The following is an 18474-nucleotide window of genomic DNA, read 5'->3' as shown; positions in this document are numbered from 1 at the left end:
TAAAAAAGAGAGTGGAACAGAAATCGGTAATTCGTTAGAATTCGATTTCGTCGTCCCACCTCCGCACAGTTGAGTAGGGCTGTAAAAGCTGATGAAATCAGCGTAGTAGAGCCCACTCAACCCCTGCGCCTTGCTTGATAATCCAAAGACAATTGAGAGGCTAGGACTTTTGTCCCAGCCTCTTCTTTGGCTATTTGCGATACATTTTGACTTGAAGATAGAGGTCATTGTAGGTTCCGAGCCATTTTGGCCCTAATTGCTGATAGACTTCCAGATGCTTCATGGTTTCTTCGGTTGGATAGAAAGCCTCGTCTTCCTGTACTTCTTCTGGCAGCATAGCCTTAGCAGGAAGATTTGGTGTTGAGTAGCCAACATAGAGGGCGTTTTTATAAGCATTTTCTGGTCTCAGCATGAAATTAATAAACTGATAGGCAGCTTTTTTATTTTTGACCGTCTTTGGAATAACGATATTGTCAAACCAAAGGTTGCTGGCTTCTGTAGGCACGACATAGCGCAAATCTTCATTGGCCTCCAGCATTTGACGAGCTTCACCAGAGAAGGTAACGCCAATAGCCGCGTTATTCTGAATCATGTAGCCCTTCATCTCATCAGCGACGATGGCCTTGATATTGGGCGTCAGAGTATAAAGCTTATCGACAGCCTCCTGCAGCTGGTCAGCATCTTTAGAGTTAAGGCTATGACCATTCGAGTTCAGACCAATACCCATGACTTCGCGGGCTCCGTCAATCATCATGATGGAGTTTCTGTATTCTGGCTTCCAGAGATCATTCCAGTGCTCAGGCGCGTGCTCGACCATTTTAGTATTGTAAACAATGCCCAGTGTCCCCCAGAAATAAGGAATGGAATACTGATTTCCTGGATCAAATGGCTGATCCAAAAAATCTGAACCAATATTTTCCAAGCCTTTGATCTGGCTATGATCCAATTTCTCCACCAAGTTTTCCTTCATCATCTTGGCAATCATGTACTCACTTGGGATTGCGATATCGTAGGTTGTACCACCCTGCTTGATTTTCGTGTACATGGCTTCGTTGGAGTCGAAAGTATCGTACTGGACCTGAACACCTGTTTCCTTGGTAAACTCAGTCAGCAAGTCTGGATCGATGTAATCTCCCCAGTTATAGACAACCAATTTATCACTGCCCTTGCTGTTGGCTTTACTCTCAATCCGATAGCTAATTCCCCACAAGATCAGGATAATCGCAAGAACCCCTGCTAAAAACGAATAGAGTTTTTTCATGCTGCTTCCTCCTTCTCACGCGTGATAAAGTAATAGCCGATGACTAAAACGATACTAAAGAGAAAGACCAGAGCAGACAGAGCATTGATTTCCAAGGAAATTCCTTGCCGTGCGCGGGAATAGATTTCAACTGAAAGAGTCGAGAAGCCATTTCCTGTCACAAAGAAGGTCACAGCAAAGTCATCTAGGGAGTAGGTGAAAGCCATAAAGTAGCCGGCAATGATCGCTGGTGTCAGATAAGGCAGCATGATTTCCTTGAGCATCTGTACTTGACTGGCTCCCAAATCATAAGCAGCTTTAATCATGTCGTCATTCATTTCTTTCAGCCTTGGCAAAATCATTAACACAACAATGGGAATTGAAAAGGCAACGTGGCTGGCCAAAACGGACACAAAGCCAAGCTGGAATTTAGCCGTGGTAAAGAGAATCAGGAAGCTAGCCCCAATCATAACATCAGGCGCCACCATCAAAATATTATTGATGGATAAGAAAGCATCCTGATACTTCTTACGGGCTTGGTAAATATAAATAGCACCGAAAGTTCCGATAATGGTAGCAATGAGGGAAGAAAGAAAGGCTAAGAAGAANGTCTGCGCCAAAATNAAAATCAAGCGCGAATCTTCAAATAACTTTTGAAAATGAACCAGATCAAAGCCNGTNAATTTGTTCATATCATCGCCAGCATTGAANGCATAGGCAATCAAATAAAAGATCGGAAGATAAAGGATTAGAAACACAATCGCTAAATAGAGATTAGCAAATTTTTTCATCGTTCTCTCCTTTCCTTGGTTGCCCACATTGTGAAGAGCATGGCAATAATCAGAACCACTCCGATTGTTGAGCCCATTCCCCAGTTTTGCGTTGTCAAGAAATGCTGTTCAATGGCAGTTCCCAGCGTGATGACACGATTTCCACCGATCAAACGCGTCAGCATGAAGAGGCTGAGACTGGGAATGAAGACAGACTGCACGCCACTTCTCACTCCATTCATTGAAAGCGGAAAGACAACATTGCGGAAAGTCTGCCAACGATTGGCACCCAAGTCATAGCTGGCATTGATGAGGTTGGGATCCAAATCATCCAAGACATTGAAAATCGGCAGAATCATAAAGGGCAGCTCAATGTAACTGGCAACAAAAATAAAAGAAAAGTCAGTAAAAAGAATCTGCTTGGGACCGATACCGATAAAGGTCAGAAATTCATTCACCGAGCCATTTTGTCCAAAAATGCCGATAAAGGCGTAAGCTTTGAGCAAAAGATTGATCCAAGTCGGCAGGACAATCAGCATGAGCCAGAGCTGGCGATGCTTGAGCTGGGTCAAAAAATAAGCAGTCGGATAAGAAATGAGCAAGGTCACCAAGGTGATGATGCCTGCGTAAAATACCGAGTTAAAGCTCATTTTCAGATAAGTCAAATTCTGCGATGTAAAATAAATCCGATAGTTTTCCAGCGTGAACTGACCTTCGATATTAAAGAATGATTTCCAGACAATCATCATCACTGGAGCTAGAACAAAGAGTAGAATCCAAAGAAAATATGGAACCAGAAAAAGGTTAGAGGTTGTTTTCTTCATCTCTTTCCTCCTCAATGGCATTGATCAGCCCTGCTTCTTGCTCTTCGATTTCTACGTATTCTTCAATCCGAGCATCGAATTCTTCTTCGGTTTCATTGAGGCGCATGATATGGATATCCTCTGGCTCAAAGTCCAGACCGATTTCTTCTCCGACGATGGCCTTGCGAGTTGAGTGGATCATCCATTCATTGCCAAGCTCATCGTAGGCGATAATCTCATAATGAACCCCGCGGAAAAGCTGGGTATCCACTTTAACCTGCAGTTTTCCTTCTTCAGGCAGGGTAATACGCAAATCTTCTGGACGAATCACCACCTCAACAGATTCGTTTGGTCGCATTCCTCCGTCAACTGCTTCAAAGCGCTTGCCATTGAACTCGACCAAGTAGTCTTCGATCATCTTACCTGGTAGGATATTAGATTCTCCGATAAAGGTCGCAACAAAGTGGTTAATTGGCTCATCATAGATATCCACTGGCGTTCCTGACTGGACAATCTCCCCTTCATTCATGACAAAAATCCAGTCACTCATAGCTAGGGCTTCTTCCTGGTCGTGGGTGACAAAGACAAAAGTGATCCCGAGGCGCTGTTGGAGTTCACGGAGCTCATATTGCATATCCGTCCGCAGCTTCAAATCCAGCGCAGAAAGTGGCTCATCTAGTAGGACAACACGTGGCTGATTGATGATGGCACGAGCAATGGCTACCCGCTGACGTTGACCACCTGAGAGTCTCCGAATTGAACGACGCTCATATCCTTCCAGCTGAACCATTTTCAGAACTTCAGTAACCCGTTCTTCGATTTCTTTTTTGTCCACCTTCCGCAACCGCAACGGAAAGGCTACATTCTCAAAGACATTCATATGCGGGAAAAGAGCGTAGGACTGAAATACGGTGTGAACATCCCGCTTATTGGTAGGAATGTCATTGATGCGGACACCATCCAAAAAGATGTCTCCCGTAGTCGCATCCAAAAGTCCTGCAATAATATTAAGGATGGTTGACTTCCCAGAGCCAGAAGCCCCTAGAAGCGTATAAAATTTTCCTTCTTCTAATTCAAAGTTAATATCTTTGAGAACGACGGTGTTACTGTCTTCAAAAACCTTCGAAACGTTTTTGAACTCAATAATTGGTTTTTTCAATTGGCATAAATTCCTTCTTTTCCATGTATTAACAGATTTTTGGCTCTGTCAGACCAAAAAAACCTCTCGAGGGCTACTATGGCCCTGCATACTTGCGATATCGATAGGCTTTCACCCCCTTTACTAAAGACACATGGATATTGGCTATCCCAAAGACTTGGACAATTGCATATCGGACTCTTATGCTTCCCCAATAATTCGAACTTCTCTTTCCAGAGTGACACCTGAATGCTCTTTGACTGTTTTAATGACATGAGCAATCAACTTTTCATAATCGCTAGCTGTACCATGATCGACGTTAATCATGAAACCAGCATGCTTTTCTGAAACCTCTACACCACCGATTCGGTAGCCTTTTAGACCAGCCTCACTGATGAGCTGGCCAGCAAAATGTCCCAGAGGACGCTTAAAGACAGACCCACATGATGGGTATTCCAAAGGCTGCTTGAGTTCACGCAGATAGGTCAGACGTTCCATTTCCTGATGAATGTTTTGGTGGACACCTGGTGCCAGACCAAACTTAGCTGAAATAACAATGTCACCTGTTTCTTGAATAAGTGAATGACGATAGCCAAAGCGCATATCACGCGCATCCAAGTTCTTAATTTCGCCTTCAGGTGTCAAGACCTTGCAAGAAACAAGCACATGGCCGATTTCACCGCCATAAGCGCCAGCATTCATAAAGACAGCACCGCCGACACTACCTGGGATGCCACAGGCAAATTCAAAGCCAGTCAAACTATGATGCAGGGCAATACGAGTGGTCTGAGTTAGATTTGCACCAGCTTCTGCCTCAATCGTATAGCCATCTACTGTTACATTATTTAGCTTGTCAAACATGATGACAAAGCCTCGAATACCGCCATCTCGAACAATAATGTTACTTGAATTCCCAAGCACCAACCAAGGAATATTTTCACGATTGGCTAACTTGACAATCCGAGCCAATTCATAACGGTTGCGTGGAAAAACTAAGAAATCGGCAGCTCCGCCCACCTTTGTGTAAGTGTATTGACTCAAAGGTTCATTGAAACGGATGTCGATTCCTTCTAATTCCACAGAATATTTTTCTAGGTTTTGCATGACTTACTCTCTTTTTTACAAATTACACTCTATTATATCAAAATTATACGATATTTACGATAGACTGGAGGGAAATTAAGCTTCTTTTTCAAAGCAAAAAGAAAGAGGAGAACGAAGATTGTAGACCAACATTGCGTCCACAAGTTCGTCATCCTCAAACTCTCTTCTATTTTTCTACACGTACACCCTGAGTATCGACTTGCAACTGGAAAACTTCCCCATCAAAGTCTTGTTCCTTGATTTGCTGATAAATCTGCTCAGCCTTGTCTTTCGGAGATAAAACCATAACAGTCGGACCAGCTCCAGAGATATAAGTCGCAAAAGCGCCCTGTTTTCTGGCTAAGAATTTAATATCAGAAAATTCTTTGATAAGCGGTTGGCGATATCTCTCATGGAAACGATCAGATTCGATGGCACGACCAGCTGTTTTCATATCGCCCTTTAAGAGCGCTGCAACAGCGACATTGGCTACAGAGCTTGCCGCAACAGCTTCCTTATAAGAAAGGCGATTAGGCAAGACACGGCGGCTTTCAACTGTTCTCAACTCATAATCGGGAATAAAAGCGATAAAGCTGACCTCTGGGAAATCTGACACGACAGCCGAAACTTGATTTTGGAAGGAGCTTGCAATCACTAGATTTCCATAAATTGCTGGGGCCACGTTGTCAGGATGGCCTTCGATTTTTGTCGCAATTTTCAACTTTTCATGATCCGATAAGTTCAGATTTGCCAACTGATTAGCCAGTTCAATCCCAGCAACAATAACGGAGCTAGAAGAGCCAAGACCGCGAGCCAAAGGAACATCGCTAGTCATTTTTAAGCGATGAGGCTGAAGGTCTGGGGCCAATTGCATGGCAATTTTGATTAGTAAATTACGTTTATCAGTTGGAATTCGAGGATTGAGATCATGCTCAATGACCCACTCCTGACTTTCTTCCAAGACTTCGATTTCTAAATATTTGGAGACTGCGACACCAACTGAGTCAAAACCAGGTCCGATATTGGCACTGGTTGCTGGTACAATAATTTTCATCTTATTCTCCTAATACTTTAAAGGTATTGAGCAATTCAAACTCTGGTACCTCACGGAGCTTGGCCACGACATTTTCTAGCTGAGTCTTGCTGACAGCATGTGTGATGATGACTACACGAGCTGTTTCACCATCCGTACCTTCTTGCAGAATTTGCTTGAAGGAAACTTCTTCAGCATTGAAGATTTCAGCCAAATGCAATACTTGACCCTTGGCATCTGGAGCCAAGATAGAGAAATAATAGTTGCTCTTAACATCCTCAGGTTTAGCCAAGACAAGCTCGCGACTAAATTCATTGAAGGCTTTGCCAATCGTGCCTTCATTTAGGCGACGGACGATACGGACGATATCTGCAACGACACTGGTCGCAGTTGGTTTTTGGCCTGCACCTGGACCATAGTACATGGATTCTCCAATACCAATTGACTCGACAAAGACCGCATTCATTACGCCGTTTACACTAGCTAGTGGATGCGCTTTTGGCAAGAAAGTCGGTGTCACTTCCGCAGCGATTCCTGATGGCGTTTCCTCAATTGAGCCGACCAATTTCACCACATAGCCTAAGTCCTGAGCAACTGCGACATCTTCTGGAGTGATGTTGCGAATACCTTGGTGGCTGACATCTTCAAACTTAATGTTCATACCGAAAGCAAATTGGCTGAGAATGACCATTTTATAGGCTGCGTCAATTCCATCAACGTCGTTAGTCGGATCGCTTTCAGCAAATCCTAAACGTTGCGCTTCCGCAAGAGCATCCTCGTAAGACCAACCTTCTTCTACCATCTTGGTCATCATGAAGTTAGATGTTCCATTGACCACACCCAAAACGCGAGTAATCTTGTCAGATGCCAATGAATTAACCAAGGTGCGCAAAATTGGGATACCGCCGGCAACAGCAGCTTCATAATAAAGGGCAACGCCATTTTTCTGAGCAATGTCTAACAATTCAGAGCCATGAACTGCCAGCAAATCTTTGTTAGCAGTTACCACATGCTTACCTGCTTCAAGTGCTCGTGTGATAAAGGTTTTAGCTGGTTCAATCCGTCCCATCAGCTCCACTACGATCGCAATTTCGCCGTCATTTAAGATTTCATCCACATTGGTTACAAAGTTATAATCATTTCCAGCTGCCAATAGACGTTCTTTTTCAGCATCATCCTTGACCAAGACTTTAGCAACTTCAATCTCAGAATGAGCAGCCTGAACAATCTTTTCTCCATTTTCTTTCAACAAGAAAGGAACACCACTAGCAACTGTTCCAAAACCAAGTAAAGCAATTTTAATAGACATGAGGAACTCCTTGAATATTTCTTATATAAAAAACATTATAACAAAAATATATAGAAATGCCTACAAATCTATTTGTATATTTGTTATAATGTAAGTAAAAATTTTAAACTCATGAGATTAGAAGGAGATACCATGACCGATAAACACATTGGAAGACGCATGCAAAGACATAAAGCTAAGAAAAAGGCATTCCTTTTTTCTATTATCAATCTTTTCTTGCTCCTTGCCCTAATCGTAGGCGGAATTTATCTTTGGAAGACTCAGTTCTCTCCTAGCAAACAATCCTCTGCAGGCAACCAAACTGTGCAATCCACCTCCAAGCCAGACTCTACCTCAACAAATGAAGAAGCTTCAAAAATAAAGTGGGTAAAACAGGACGAACCTGTTAAGATTCCAATTTTAATGTACCATGCGATCCATGTAATGGATCCCTCTGAGGCAGCCAATGCTGGTTTGATTGTAGATCCAACTACTTTTGAAAGCCATTTGCAGGCTCTGAAAGAAGCTGGTTACTATACATTAACCCCAGATGAAGCTTACAAAGCTTTGACAGAGAATGTCCTACCTGAAAATAAAAAAGTAGTCTGGCTGACCTTTGATGATAGTTTGAAAGACTTTTATACCAATGCCTTCCCGCTACTTCAAAAGTACCAGATGAAGGCAACCAACAATGTCATTACTGGATTTGTCCAAGCTGGCCGTGAAGATATGCTGACGCTGGATGAGATCAAAGAAATGAAGGAAAAGGGTATGTCCTTTGAAGACCATACCGTCAACCACCCTGATCTATCAACTGCTACTGCTGATCAACAAACCCTTGAACTACGTGATTCTAAAGCCTTTTTAGACGACAATCTCTCACAAACAACCACGACTGTTGCTTATCCATCAGGCCGCTATAGTGATGCGACCTTGCAGATTGCTGAAAGTCTGGGCTATAAGATGGGATTGACGACCAATAACGGTTTAGCTTCTCTATCCAACGGTTTACTCTCACTCAATCGTGTTCGAGTGAACCCAACTACTACTGCAGAAGATTTATTAAACGAAATCGCTACAAATTAATCTTAGAAAGCTTGCTTCAGATAAAGCAGGCTTTTTCTATTTCCGATAGCAACTTTTTCCAATCACAAAAAAACCAGTTCCAAAGAACTGGTGTAAAAAATTATTTAGACTTGATATAGTTGATACCGTCTGCTTTCGGAGCAACAGCTTTACCAAAGAAGGCTGCAAGAACCACAATCGTCAAGACATATGGCGCAATCTGTAGATAAACCGTTGGCACTTTTGAAAGAAGAGGCAACTGGTTTCCGATAACGGCCAAACTTTGAGAAGCTCCAAAGAAGAGACTTGCCAACATAGCACCGATAGGGCTCCATTTACCAAAGATCATAGCTGCCAGGGCGATAAAGCCTGGACCTATGATAGTTGTCACAGCAAAGTTAACGGAGATTGACTGAGCATAGATAGCTCCACCAATACCACCAAGCAGACCAGAAATCATAACACCACAATAGCGCATGAGATAAACATTGATTCCTAGTGTATCTGCTGCCTGCGGATGTTCTCCAACTGAGCGAAGACGCAATCCAAATTTTGTCTTAAACATGATAAACCAAGCAAGGAAAGAGAAGGCGATGGCCAAATATCCCATCAGACTTGTATGTTTGAAGAATATATCTCCTATGACCGGAATATCAGACAAAATAGGAAAATTAAATTTACCAAATGAACGCTGAATATTGTCTGTTTGCCCCTTGTTGTAGATAGCTTTAACAAGGAAGACTGCCAAGGCTGGTGCTAATAAGTTTAGAACCGTACCACTAACAACGTGGTCCGCACGGAAGTTAATGGTTGCTACAGCATGGATAAGTGAGAAGAGCACTCCGACTAAACCAGCAGCAATCAAAGAAAGCCACGGAGTCAAGTTGCCAAAACTACTTTCGAAAGTCAGGTTAAAGAGAACGCCTGTAAATGCTCCCATTACCATGATCCCTTCCAAACCAACATTGACGACTCCGGCATGCTCCGAATAAGCTCCACCGATACTTGTAAAAATCAGGGGAGCCGCATAAATCAGCATAGATGATACTAATAAACCTAATATCGTTACAATACTCATCCTAGTTTCCCCCTCTCACTTTACCAGCTTCTTGCTTACGGTTTTTAAATAATTCAAAAACTGTCTTACCAGTCAGACGCTCAATCAAGTAATGGGCGCTAACAAAGAAGATAATCGAAGCTGTCACAATATTGACCAATTCTGTCGGAATCTGAGCCACGTTCATACCTGGCGCACCAACACTTAAAACTGCAAAGAGGAAGGCCGCAAAAAGGATACCAACTGGGGAGTTTGCTGCTAAAAGACTAACTGCCATACCATTGAAACCAACGCTCAATGAACTGCCTTGTACAAAGACGTTCTGATAAGTACCTAGTCCTTCTACTACTCCTCCAAGTCCTGCAAGGGCTCCAGAAATAATCATAGACAAAATAATGGTCCGTTTAGAAGACATCCCTGCATACTCAGATGCATTTGGGTTAAGACCTACAGCACGGATTTCAAAGCCAAGCGTTGTTTTCTTCAGCATATACCAGATCAGCACAACTGCAATCAAAGCAAAGAAAATACCAATATTCATACGAGAGTTAGCTGTCAAACTTCTCAGCCATTCTGTTTGATAAATAGCATTGGCTCCAACACGCTTACTAGAGTCAACACTCTGCATCACAGATTTTGGAAAGCTGCGGATAAAGGCATTTCCAACGAAGAGGACGATATAGTTCATCATGATCGTAACGATGACTTCACTCGTTCCTAAATAGGCACGCAGAACTCCTGGAATAGCACCAATAATCCCACCAGCTACTGCAGCAATGACTACGGTTGCTAACAACATCAGAGGGCGAGGTAGGTCAGGGAAGGAAAGGGCAAACCAACCAGCCAGAATCNAACCAGCCAAGGCCTGACCTGGAAGTCCGACATTGAAAAATCCAGCCCGACTAGCAACGGCAAAACCCAGACCAATGAGAACTAGAGGTCCCATCGCCCGAGAAATTTCACCCAAACTTCTCAAAGAACCGAATGCTGTTTTAAAGAGGGATTCATATCCCCAGATGGCATCATAGCCAAAGATAGCCATGACAATCGCTCCCAATAAAATCCCCAAAAGAACTGAGATTAAGGGAACTGCAATCTGCTGTGTTTTCTTAGACATTTGAATCTCCCTTCTAAATCTTACCACCAGCCATGAGAATACCAAGTTCTTGCTTATTGGTTTTCTCTGGAGTCACGATTCCTTGAATCTTGCCATCATGGATAACGGCGATTCTGTCAGAAAGATTGAGTATTTCATCTAGCTCAAAGCTGACAACAAGTACTGCCTTACCTTGTGTACGCTCCTCAATCAAGCGTTTATGGATATATTCAATCGCTCCAACATCAAGACCGCGGGTTGGCTGACTGACAATCAACAAATCTGGATCACGATCCACTTCCCGAGCAATGATAGCCTTCTGCTGATTTCCTCCTGAGAGGGCTGAAGCAGGTACATACTCGCTAGCTGCCCGCACGTCAAACTCTTTCATCAGGTTGCACGCGTAAGAGTAAATATTATTGTAATTCAAGATGCCGTTTTTGCTAAGTGGTTCCTTGTAGTAAGTTTGCAAAGCAATATTTTCAGAAATGGACATCTGCAGCACCAAACCATCGCGATGGCGGTCTTCAGGGACGTGGCTGACCTTCATCTCTGTAATCTGACGTGGTTTCTTACCAATCACGGACTGGTTCTTGATCAAAATTTCACCCGAACTTACTTTTCTAAGTCCTGTGATAGCTTGAATCAACTCAGTCTGACCATTTCCATCANTTCCTGCNATCCCAACGATTTCACCAGCACGAACATCCAGTGAAAGTCCTTTAACAGCTGGAACGCCGCGATTCTCTTCAACGACAAGATTCTTGATGGAAAGAACCGTCTCTTGCGGATTAGAAGGTTTCTTCTCAGTCTTGAAGGAAACGGCGCGTCCTACCATCATTTCTGCCAAGTCTTGGTTGGTTGCACCAGCAATTTCAACAGTTTCGATCGATTTTCCTCGACGAATAACGGTCACTCGGTCAGAAACTGCACGAATTTCATCCAACTTATGGGTAATAAGAATGATAGACTTACCTTCCTTGACTAAGTTTTTCATGATTTTCATCAATTCATCAATCTCAGATGGTGTCAAAACAGCTGTTGGTTCGTCAAAGATGAGGATATCTGCACCACGGTAAAGGGTCTTCAAAATTTCAACACGTTGTTGGGCTCCAACAGAAATATCCTCAATCTTGGCAGATGGATCGACCGACAAACCATATTTCTTAGACAAACGCTTAATTTCTTGCGTAGCGCGTTTCAAGTCTAAGATACCATTTTTTGTAATCTCACTTCCAAGAATAATATTTTCAGCAACAGTGAAGGCTTCCACAAGCATAAAGTGCTGATGCACCATCCCGATACCAAGTGAGGCCGCCTTTGATGGAGAGTCCAGCTTAACTGGCTTTCCGTTTACTACAATCTCACCACTAGTCGGCTCAAGTAGGCCGGCCAACATATTCATCAAGGTTGACTTCCCGGCACCATTTTCTCCTAAAAGAGCGTGAATTTCACCTTTTCGGAGTTCCAAATTGATTTTATCATTGGCTACAAATTCACCAAAAACCTTGGTAATTTCTCGCATTTCAATGACATTTTCATGTGTCATGGCTCTTTCCTTTCCAGAATTTCATTTTATGTCGATATAACCTCCTCGGACTCCTATCCTAGTAGGCTTAATCGATGCAAAGGCGTCAGAATTTAAAAATGAGCGACCCTAGTAGGTCGGATCGCTCAACATTCAATTATTTATCAGGAACTGTGAGGCTGCCGTCAAGGATTTTTGCTTTCGCTTCTTCAACAGCTTTTTTAGCATCTTCAGAAAGGTTGGTTGTTGTCAAATCAACACCACCGTCTTTCAAACCAAAGGTTGTAGTTTTACCACCTGGGAATTTACCTTTAGCAGTTTGATTAGCGATGTCTTGGACAGTCTTACCAACTTGTTTCAAGCTTGATGCCAAGACAAAGTTAGATTNTTTACCATCTTTGGATTTGTATTTACCTTCTTCAGTTTGGTCACGGTCAACACCAAGTACCCAAACTTTTTCATTTTCATTTCTTGTTTCGTTGATTGACTTAGCTTCGTTAAATACTCCAGCACCAGTACCACCAGCTACTTGGTAAACAACATCCGCACCACCAGCATAGTGAGCAGCAGCAATTGTTTTACCTTTAGCTGCATCGCCGAATGAGCCAGCATAGTCCACTTTAATCTTGATAGATGGATCAACTGATTTCACACCAGCTTCGAAACCTTTTTCAAAACGTGTGATAACTGCACCTTCTATACCACCTATGAAACCAACTTGTTTTGTCTTAGTAGTTTTTGCAGCTGCAACACCAGCAAGGTAAGCTGCTTCATTATCTGCAAAGACTGCTGAAGCAACATTCTTTTGACCTTCAATCACATCGTCAATAATAACGTAGTTAATACTTGAATTATCTTTTGCAGCAGATTCAACGGCATCACGAAGGGCAAAACCGATACCAAATACTAGGTTGTAACCATCCGTAGCAGCTTGGTTTAGGTTGTTCGCGTATTGTGACTCGTCTGTTGATTGGAAGTAAGTATAGCCGTTATCTTTTGAAAGGCCATTTTCTTTCCCCCAAGCTTGCAAACCTTCCCATGCAGATTGGTTAAATGATTTATCATCAACACCACCTGTATCGGTTACGATAGCAGCTTTTAAATCAGTTTTAGCGTTAGAGCTATCTGATTTAGACGCACGATTCCCACATGCAGCAAGTCCGATTGCTGCGACAGACACTAGACCAAGACCTAGCCATTGTTTCTTGTTCATTTCTGAACCTCCTATATAAGATGTGCAACTTAGTTGCAAGTTTAATTTTGGTCAGTTGACCAGCAACAGACTCAAGTTAAGTCTGTAAAAGAGTATGGAAGTAACTCCTTGACCGTCATCACGACCGTCGATTTATCTTTAGCGACCAAAGTCACTGGTAAATCCTGATTAAAAAACTCTGCCATTACTTGGCGGCAGGCACCACACGGGGAGATCGGTTTTTCCGTTTCTCCGTAAACAATTAATTCCTCAAAGTCTAAAAAGCCTTCAGAAACAGCTTTAAAAATGGCTGTTCGCTCTGCACAATTGGTCAAGCCGAAACTAGCATTTTCGATATTGACACCTGTGAAAACTTGTCCATTTTTAGCTACTAAAACAGCTCCGACAGGGAAATGAGAGTATGGAACATAGGCATTCTTCGTGGTTTCTACAACTAAATCAATCAAATCAGTAGTCGCCATTAGCCACGTCTCCCTCTATAATCGCTACACCAGAGGATGCTCCAATGCGAGTCGCACCAGCTTTGATAAAGGCAAGTGCATCTTCGTAAGAACGGGCACCGCCAGAAGCCTTGACTCCCATATCTGGCCCAACTGTCTTACGCATCAAAGCTACATCTGCAACGGTTGCACCACCAGTTGAGAAACCAGTGGATGTCTTGACAAAATCCGCCCCAGCTTTCTGAGCAATCTGACAAGCTTTCACTTTCTCATCATCTGTCAAGAGGCAGGTCTCAATAATGACCTTGACCAAGGTTCCTTTGGCAGCCTCCACAACAGCTCGAATGTCTCTTTCAACTAAGTCAAAGTTTCGAGACTTTAAAGCACCGATATTGATGACCATGTCGACTTCATTTGCTCCGTTTTGGATTGCATCACTCGTTTCAAAAGCCTTGAGCTCCGGAGTATTCGCTCCCAGAGGAAAACCAATGACCGTACAGACTTTTACATCCGTAGCTTTTAGTGCTTGCGCAGCAAAATTCACCCAAGTCGGATTGACACAGACGCTCGCAAAGTCGTATTTCTTCGCTTCCTCAATTAAGGTTTCAATCTGCTCCTGACTTGCATCAGGTTTCAAAAGCGTATGGTCAATGTATTTGTTTAGTTTCATGTTGGATTCTCCTAGAATTAAGCGATCACTTCGACAATCTCGCTTACTGCAACGCTTTCACTACCTATTCTAACATTTTTTTGGAATTCTGTAACTAGTTCTTGAGAAATTTTTTCATTTGCGTAAATTTTTGCGACAATTTCCCCAATTTCGACTGTTTCGCCAATCTTCTTTTTGAATACAATTCCAGTTTCATAATCTAGTTTATCAGATTTGACGGCTCGACCTGCTCCTAATCTCATCGCAAACAAGCCAAATTCCATAGCTGGAAGCTCTGTGATATAACCAGATCGCTCTGCTTTCACTTCAGCCACATAAGCCGCCTGGGATGGTCGATACAAGTCCTCTAGATCACCACCTTGAGCCGCAATCATCTCTTCAAATTTTTTCAAAGCTGATCCATTTGTCAAATGTTCTCTAATTTCAGAAACTGATTTCTCAACATTAGCTAAACCAAGCATAATCCGAGCGAGCTCACAGATAAACTCCGTAATATCTTCGCGTCCTTGTCCTTGAAGGATTTCCAGTGCTTCCAAGATTTCCAAACGATTGCCAATGCTGGTGCCCAAAGGCTGACTCATGTCCGTAATAACTGCAACCGTCCTGCGTCCGACTGCCTTGCCCAAGTCTACCATGGTACGGGCTAGGACACGGGCATCCTCTAGATTTTTCATAAAGGCACCTTCACCGACGGTTACATCCAGCAAAATGCTGTCAGCACCAGCGGCGATTTTCTTGCTCATAACTGAACTGGAAATCAAAGGAATCGTATCAACTGTAGCGGTCACATCACGTAGAGCATAGAGAAGCTTGTCTGCCTTGACCAGCTGGTCTGACTGACCGATGACGGATACACCGATATCCTGAACCTGCTTGATGAAATCTTCCTGGCTGCGCTCTACTTGGTAGCCCTTGACAGACTCGAGCTTGTCTATGGTACCACCCGTATGCCCCAAGCCTCGACCGCTCATCTTGGCAACAGGCACGCCAAAGCTAGCTACTAGAGGAGCCAAGATTAAGGTAACCTTATCTCCCACTCCACCAGTAGAATGCTTGTCGACCTTAATCCCTGAAATAGCTGACAGGTCAAACTGCTGGCCTGTCCCCACCATGGCCATGGTCAAATCAGAAATTTCCCTAGTAGTCATTCCCTTAAAGTAAACAGCCATAGCAAAGGCTGACATCTGGTAATCTGGCACTGTTCCAGCCACATACCCCTCAATCAGCCATTCAATCTCTTGACTGGACAACTCTAGTCCATCTCGTTTCTTTTGAATAATATCAACTGCCCGCATCTTTATTTCACACTCCTTAGGATATAATAGCCTTTGTCCTTCTTGAGAGTCTCACAGTTGCCAAATACTTCTTCCATCTTAGCTTTAGCACTAGGAGCTCCTTGTTTCTTTTGGATAACAATCGTCAAATCCCCATCCGCTAACAAGTGATCATAGCTACCTGAAATAACTTCATGCACCACCTGCTTACCAGCTCGAATCGGCGGGTTGCTAATAATATGATGAAATTGTCCGGTCACCTGTTCGTAAACATTGGACTGGAAAATATCTGCAGATACTTGATTCGCATCCGCATTTTTTCTAGCCAAGTCTAGTGCTCGCTGATTGATATCCACGAGAGTGACTTCTAGCTCTTGCGCTTTAGCCAGAGTCAAGCCCAGCGTTCCATAACCGCAGCCGACATCCAGCAGTGTTTCTTTTTTGTTAAATTCCAAGGCAGACAACAAAACTCGACTGCCATAGTCGATCATTTTTTTACTAAAGACACCAGCATCCGTTAAAAAGGTCATCTGTTGTCCTAATAGTTCCACTTTCAATTCATGAATGTCATGTTTGGCATCCGGATTTTCTGCAAAATACATTTTAGTCATAAAACCATTTTATCATAAATTTTCTAGATTTGTAAATCGTTTTCATTTCTCCAAAAGTATGTTATACTAGAATCCATCATATAGGAGTATATTATGACCAACGAATTTCTTCATTTTGAAAAAATCAGCCGCCAAACTTGGCAGAATCTGCATCGAAAGAAAAATCCACCGCTCACTGAGTCCGAACTCAATTCTATCAAGAGTTTCAATGACAAAATCAGTCTACAGGATGTAACAGATGTTTATCTTCCTCTGACAAATCTCATTCAGATTTATAAACGTTCCAAAGAGGATCTCGCCTTTTCAAAAGGTATTTTTCTACAAAAGGAGAGTAAAAGGCAGCCCTTTATTATCGGAGTATCTGGCAGTGTTGCCGTTGGAAAATCAACGATTAGCCGCCTATTGCAAATCCTCCTATCACGGACTTTTACCAATGCAACCGTTGAATTGGTGACGACCGATGGTTTCCTCTATCCCAATCAAACCTTGATTGAATCAGGCATTTTAAATCGCAAGGGCTTCCCTGAAAGCTATAATATGGAACTCTTACTTGACTTTTTAGACCGCATCAAAAATGGTCAAAACTATGAAATTCCCGTCTACTCGCATGAAATTTATGATATTGTCCCAAATGAAAAGCAGGAAATTAGGGCAGCTGACTTTGTCATCGTAGAAGGCATCAACGTCTTCCAAAATCCGCAAAATGAACGCCTTTATATGACTGACTTCTTCGACTTCTCTATCTACGTAGATGCCGAAGTCGAAAATATCGAGTCTTGGTATCTAGATCGTTTTAAAAAATTATTGGCACTAGCCAAGCATGACACGGACAACTACTACCATCGCTTTACGACCCAGCCCGAAGAAGAAGTCATGGCACTTGCCCATAATATCTGGGAAACAATCAATCTGGTGAACCTGATAGATTATATCGAGCCAACTCGCAACAGGGTCGAAGTGATTTTGCATAAGGCTAAAAATCATGAAATTGATGAAATCTATCTAAAAAAATAATTTAGGCTTGTCAAATCACAACTTTTCATATATAATTAGATAGTTAGTATTTTCAATGGAGGTGAATAACTTGGCAAACATTAAGTCAGCTATCAAACGCGCTGAATTGAACGTTAAACAAAACGAAAAAAACTCAGCTCAAAAATCAGCTATGCGTACTGCAATCAAAGCATTTGAAGCAAACCCGTCTGAAGAACTTTTCCGTGCTGCTAGCTCAGCTATCGATAAAGCAGAAACAAAAGGTTTGATCCACAAAAACAAAGCAAGCCGCGATAAAGCACGTCTTTCAGCTAAACTTGCTAAATAATGCATCGCGCATACAAAGGAGCTCCACGGAGCTTTTTTTGTTGCTCATTATAAAAGGAGAAATTATATGAAGATTGCTATCATCGGCTACTCTGGCTCTGGAAAATCAACCTTGGCCCAGCAGTTAGGCCACTTCCACCATATTCCCGTCCTTCATCTGGACACGATTCGGTTTGAAGAAAACTGGCAGACTCGTAGTCAAGACCAAGTCAAGGATGATTTAGCGGATTACCTCAAGCGAGAACAATCTTGGGTCATCGATGGCAACTACTCTTTTGCCTACTTTGAGGAAAGAATGGCTCAGGCTGATCAGATTATCTTTATGAACTTTTCTCGCTGGAACTGCCTCTATCGCGCCTTCAAACGCTATCTAAAATATCGCAATCAAGTACGAGAGAGTATGGCATCTGGCTGTACCGAAAGACTGGATTGGGAATTTATCCGCTGGATCCTTTGGGATGGTCGGACAAGAGAGACTAAGAGTCGCTATGAAAAAGTTCGCCAAACCTATCCTGAGAAATTCATCGAATTGCAGAATCAAAAGAAATTATCAGACTATGTAAAAGAATCTGGGACAAAAGTCTAACCTTAAATATAAAAAGCGAACAAAACGGAGTTATCTGACACTCAGAAGTCTGTCTTGTTCACTTTTTTTGTCTAATCTATCGATTTTAAAAATTTATAATAAAGAATTCCTAAAATCAAAATATTTTTGTCCCAGCCTCGTTCAGTCTTATTTGTCAAGAAAAAATCAGAAGTATTCATCGATGAGGTAAAAAGGTGAAATTCCAACTTACAAAATTGTAAGAAAAATGAGAGAAATGTAAGCTAAAGAAATGGAAAAA

At 42.4% G+C, this 18474-nt stretch carries 19 protein-coding genes; 4 read left to right on the top strand and 15 right to left on the bottom strand.

Features of this window, described 5'->3' with window-relative positions:
- Positions 1 to 190: 190 nt before the first annotated feature.
- The 7 genes from D8792_RS04320 to D8792_RS04290 all read right to left on the bottom strand — a co-directional run bounded on the left by D8792_RS04320 (position 191) and on the right by D8792_RS04290 (position 7376).
- Positions 191 to 1261, bottom strand: coding sequence for an ABC transporter substrate-binding protein (locus D8792_RS04320; RefSeq protein WP_125373030.1), 1071 nt, complete (start codon positions 1259 to 1261; stop codon positions 191 to 193).
- A complete protein-coding gene (locus D8792_RS04315) occupies positions 1258 to 2031 on the bottom strand; it encodes an ABC transporter permease (RefSeq protein ID WP_125373029.1) in 774 nt (257 codons plus the stop codon). Before D8792_RS04315 ends, D8792_RS04320 begins: the two co-directional genes overlap by 4 nt.
- Positions 2028 to 2834, bottom strand: a complete 807-nt coding sequence (locus D8792_RS04310; protein ID WP_125373028.1) for an ABC transporter permease — start codon at positions 2832 to 2834, stop codon at positions 2028 to 2030. Before D8792_RS04310 ends, D8792_RS04315 begins: the two co-directional genes overlap by 4 nt.
- Positions 2815 to 3972, bottom strand: a complete 1158-nt coding sequence (locus D8792_RS04305; RefSeq protein WP_125373027.1) for an ABC transporter ATP-binding protein — start codon at positions 3970 to 3972, stop codon at positions 2815 to 2817. The genes D8792_RS04310 and D8792_RS04305 overlap by 20 nt, the downstream gene beginning before the upstream one ends.
- Positions 3973 to 4152: 180 nt before the next feature.
- Positions 4153 to 5055 (bottom strand): UDP-N-acetylmuramate dehydrogenase, encoded by a 903-nt coding sequence (gene murB / locus D8792_RS04300; RefSeq protein ID WP_125373026.1) that lies wholly within the window; start codon positions 5053 to 5055, stop codon positions 4153 to 4155.
- Positions 5056 to 5221: 166 nt separating this feature from the next.
- Entirely contained in the window at positions 5222 to 6088 is an 867-nt protein-coding gene (thrB, locus tag D8792_RS04295) for a homoserine kinase (protein ID WP_125373025.1), read from the bottom strand.
- Between the two features lies 1 nt (position 6089).
- Positions 6090 to 7376 (bottom strand): homoserine dehydrogenase, encoded by a 1287-nt coding sequence (locus D8792_RS04290; RefSeq protein ID WP_005590149.1) that lies wholly within the window; start codon positions 7374 to 7376, stop codon positions 6090 to 6092.
- 132 nt (positions 7377 to 7508) lie between these two features.
- Here D8792_RS04290 and D8792_RS04285 point away from each other — a divergent pair, with 132 nt between their 5' ends.
- Positions 7509 to 8441 (top strand): polysaccharide deacetylase family protein, encoded by a 933-nt coding sequence (locus tag D8792_RS04285; protein ID WP_125373024.1) that lies wholly within the window; start codon positions 7509 to 7511, stop codon positions 8439 to 8441.
- 100 nt (positions 8442 to 8541) lie between these two features.
- Here the strand turns inward: D8792_RS04285 and D8792_RS04280 are convergent, their stop codons facing one another.
- From D8792_RS04280 to D8792_RS04245, 8 genes are all read right to left on the bottom strand, one after another.
- Positions 8542 to 9498, bottom strand: a complete 957-nt coding sequence (locus D8792_RS04280) for an ABC transporter permease (RefSeq protein ID WP_125373023.1) — start codon at positions 9496 to 9498, stop codon at positions 8542 to 8544.
- A gap of 1 nt (position 9499) precedes the next feature.
- Positions 9500 to 10594, bottom strand: a complete 1095-nt coding sequence (locus D8792_RS04275; protein WP_125373022.1) for an ABC transporter permease — start codon at positions 10592 to 10594, stop codon at positions 9500 to 9502.
- 13 nt (positions 10595 to 10607) lie between these two features.
- Entirely contained in the window at positions 10608 to 12122 is a 1515-nt protein-coding gene (locus tag D8792_RS04270) for an ABC transporter ATP-binding protein (RefSeq protein WP_125373021.1), read from the bottom strand.
- Positions 12123 to 12258: 136 nt separating this feature from the next.
- Positions 12259 to 13314 (bottom strand): BMP family lipoprotein, encoded by a 1056-nt coding sequence (locus D8792_RS04265; RefSeq protein WP_125373020.1) that lies wholly within the window; start codon positions 13312 to 13314, stop codon positions 12259 to 12261.
- 71 nt (positions 13315 to 13385) lie between these two features.
- Entirely contained in the window at positions 13386 to 13775 is a 390-nt protein-coding gene (locus D8792_RS04260; RefSeq protein WP_045497048.1) for a cytidine deaminase, read from the bottom strand.
- On the bottom strand, positions 13762 to 14424 hold the full coding sequence (deoC, locus tag D8792_RS04255) for a deoxyribose-phosphate aldolase (protein WP_125373019.1): 663 nt from the start codon (positions 14422 to 14424) through the stop codon (positions 13762 to 13764). The genes D8792_RS04260 and deoC overlap by 14 nt, the downstream gene beginning before the upstream one ends.
- A 17-nt stretch (positions 14425 to 14441) precedes the next feature.
- Entirely contained in the window at positions 14442 to 15719 is a 1278-nt protein-coding gene (locus tag D8792_RS04250; protein ID WP_125373018.1) for a pyrimidine-nucleoside phosphorylase, read from the bottom strand.
- Positions 15720 to 15721: 2 nt separating this feature from the next.
- Complete coding sequence (locus D8792_RS04245) at positions 15722 to 16309, bottom strand: class I SAM-dependent methyltransferase (protein WP_061911246.1); 588 nt, start codon at positions 16307 to 16309, stop codon at positions 15722 to 15724.
- Between the two features lie 93 nt (positions 16310 to 16402).
- On the opposite strand from D8792_RS04245, the gene coaA reads away from it, so the two are divergent.
- The 3 genes from coaA to D8792_RS04230 all read left to right on the top strand — a co-directional run bounded on the left by coaA (position 16403) and on the right by D8792_RS04230 (position 18215).
- On the top strand, positions 16403 to 17323 hold the full coding sequence (coaA, locus tag D8792_RS04240) for a type I pantothenate kinase (RefSeq protein WP_125373017.1): 921 nt from the start codon (positions 16403 to 16405) through the stop codon (positions 17321 to 17323).
- Positions 17324 to 17393: 70 nt separating this feature from the next.
- Entirely contained in the window at positions 17394 to 17630 is a 237-nt protein-coding gene (rpsT, locus tag D8792_RS04235; protein WP_001274000.1) for a 30S ribosomal protein S20, read from the top strand.
- 66 nt (positions 17631 to 17696) lie between these two features.
- Entirely contained in the window at positions 17697 to 18215 is a 519-nt protein-coding gene (locus D8792_RS04230) for a DNA topology modulation protein (protein ID WP_125373016.1), read from the top strand.
- Positions 18216 to 18474 lie beyond the last annotated feature (259 nt).

Source organism: Streptococcus cristatus (genome assembly GCF_003943505.1).
In the GTDB taxonomy this organism is placed as follows: Bacteria; Bacillota; Bacilli; order Lactobacillales; family Streptococcaceae; genus Streptococcus; species Streptococcus cristatus_E.
The sequence above is the reverse complement of the archived record's forward strand: the minus strand, read 5'-3'. Positions and strand labels throughout refer to the sequence as shown.

What these genes read in the sequence shown, in the direction of transcription:
- D8792_RS04280 (WP_125373023.1), bottom strand. Translation starts at nt 9,498, where the DNA reads ATGAGTATTGTAACGATATTAGGTTTATTAGTATCATCTATGCTGATT.
- D8792_RS04245 (WP_061911246.1), bottom strand. Translation starts at nt 16,309, where the DNA reads ATGACTAAAATGTATTTTGCAGAAAATCCGGATGCCAAACATGACATT.
- thrB (WP_125373025.1), bottom strand. Translation starts at nt 6,088, where the DNA reads ATGAAAATTATTGTACCAGCAACCAGTGCCAATATCGGACCTGGTTTT.
- D8792_RS04260 (WP_045497048.1), bottom strand. Translation starts at nt 13,775, where the DNA reads ATGGCGACTACTGATTTGATTGATTTAGTTGTAGAAACCACGAAGAAT.
- coaA (WP_125373017.1), top strand. Translation starts at nt 16,403, where the DNA reads ATGACCAACGAATTTCTTCATTTTGAAAAAATCAGCCGCCAAACTTGG.
- D8792_RS04250 (WP_125373018.1), bottom strand. Translation starts at nt 15,719, where the DNA reads ATGCGGGCAGTTGATATTATTCAAAAGAAACGAGATGGACTAGAGTTG.
- D8792_RS04310 (WP_125373028.1), bottom strand. Translation starts at nt 2,834, where the DNA reads ATGAAGAAAACAACCTCTAACCTTTTTCTGGTTCCATATTTTCTTTGG.
- D8792_RS04320 (WP_125373030.1), bottom strand. Translation starts at nt 1,261, where the DNA reads ATGAAAAAACTCTATTCGTTTTTAGCAGGGGTTCTTGCGATTATCCTG.
- D8792_RS04285 (WP_125373024.1), top strand. Translation starts at nt 7,509, where the DNA reads ATGACCGATAAACACATTGGAAGACGCATGCAAAGACATAAAGCTAAG.
- D8792_RS04230 (WP_125373016.1), top strand. Translation starts at nt 17,697, where the DNA reads ATGAAGATTGCTATCATCGGCTACTCTGGCTCTGGAAAATCAACCTTG.
- murB (WP_125373026.1), bottom strand. Translation starts at nt 5,055, where the DNA reads ATGCAAAACCTAGAAAAATATTCTGTGGAATTAGAAGGAATCGACATC.
- deoC (WP_125373019.1), bottom strand. Translation starts at nt 14,424, where the DNA reads ATGAAACTAAACAAATACATTGACCATACGCTTTTGAAACCTGATGCA.
- D8792_RS04290 (WP_005590149.1), bottom strand. Translation starts at nt 7,376, where the DNA reads ATGTCTATTAAAATTGCTTTACTTGGTTTTGGAACAGTTGCTAGTGGT.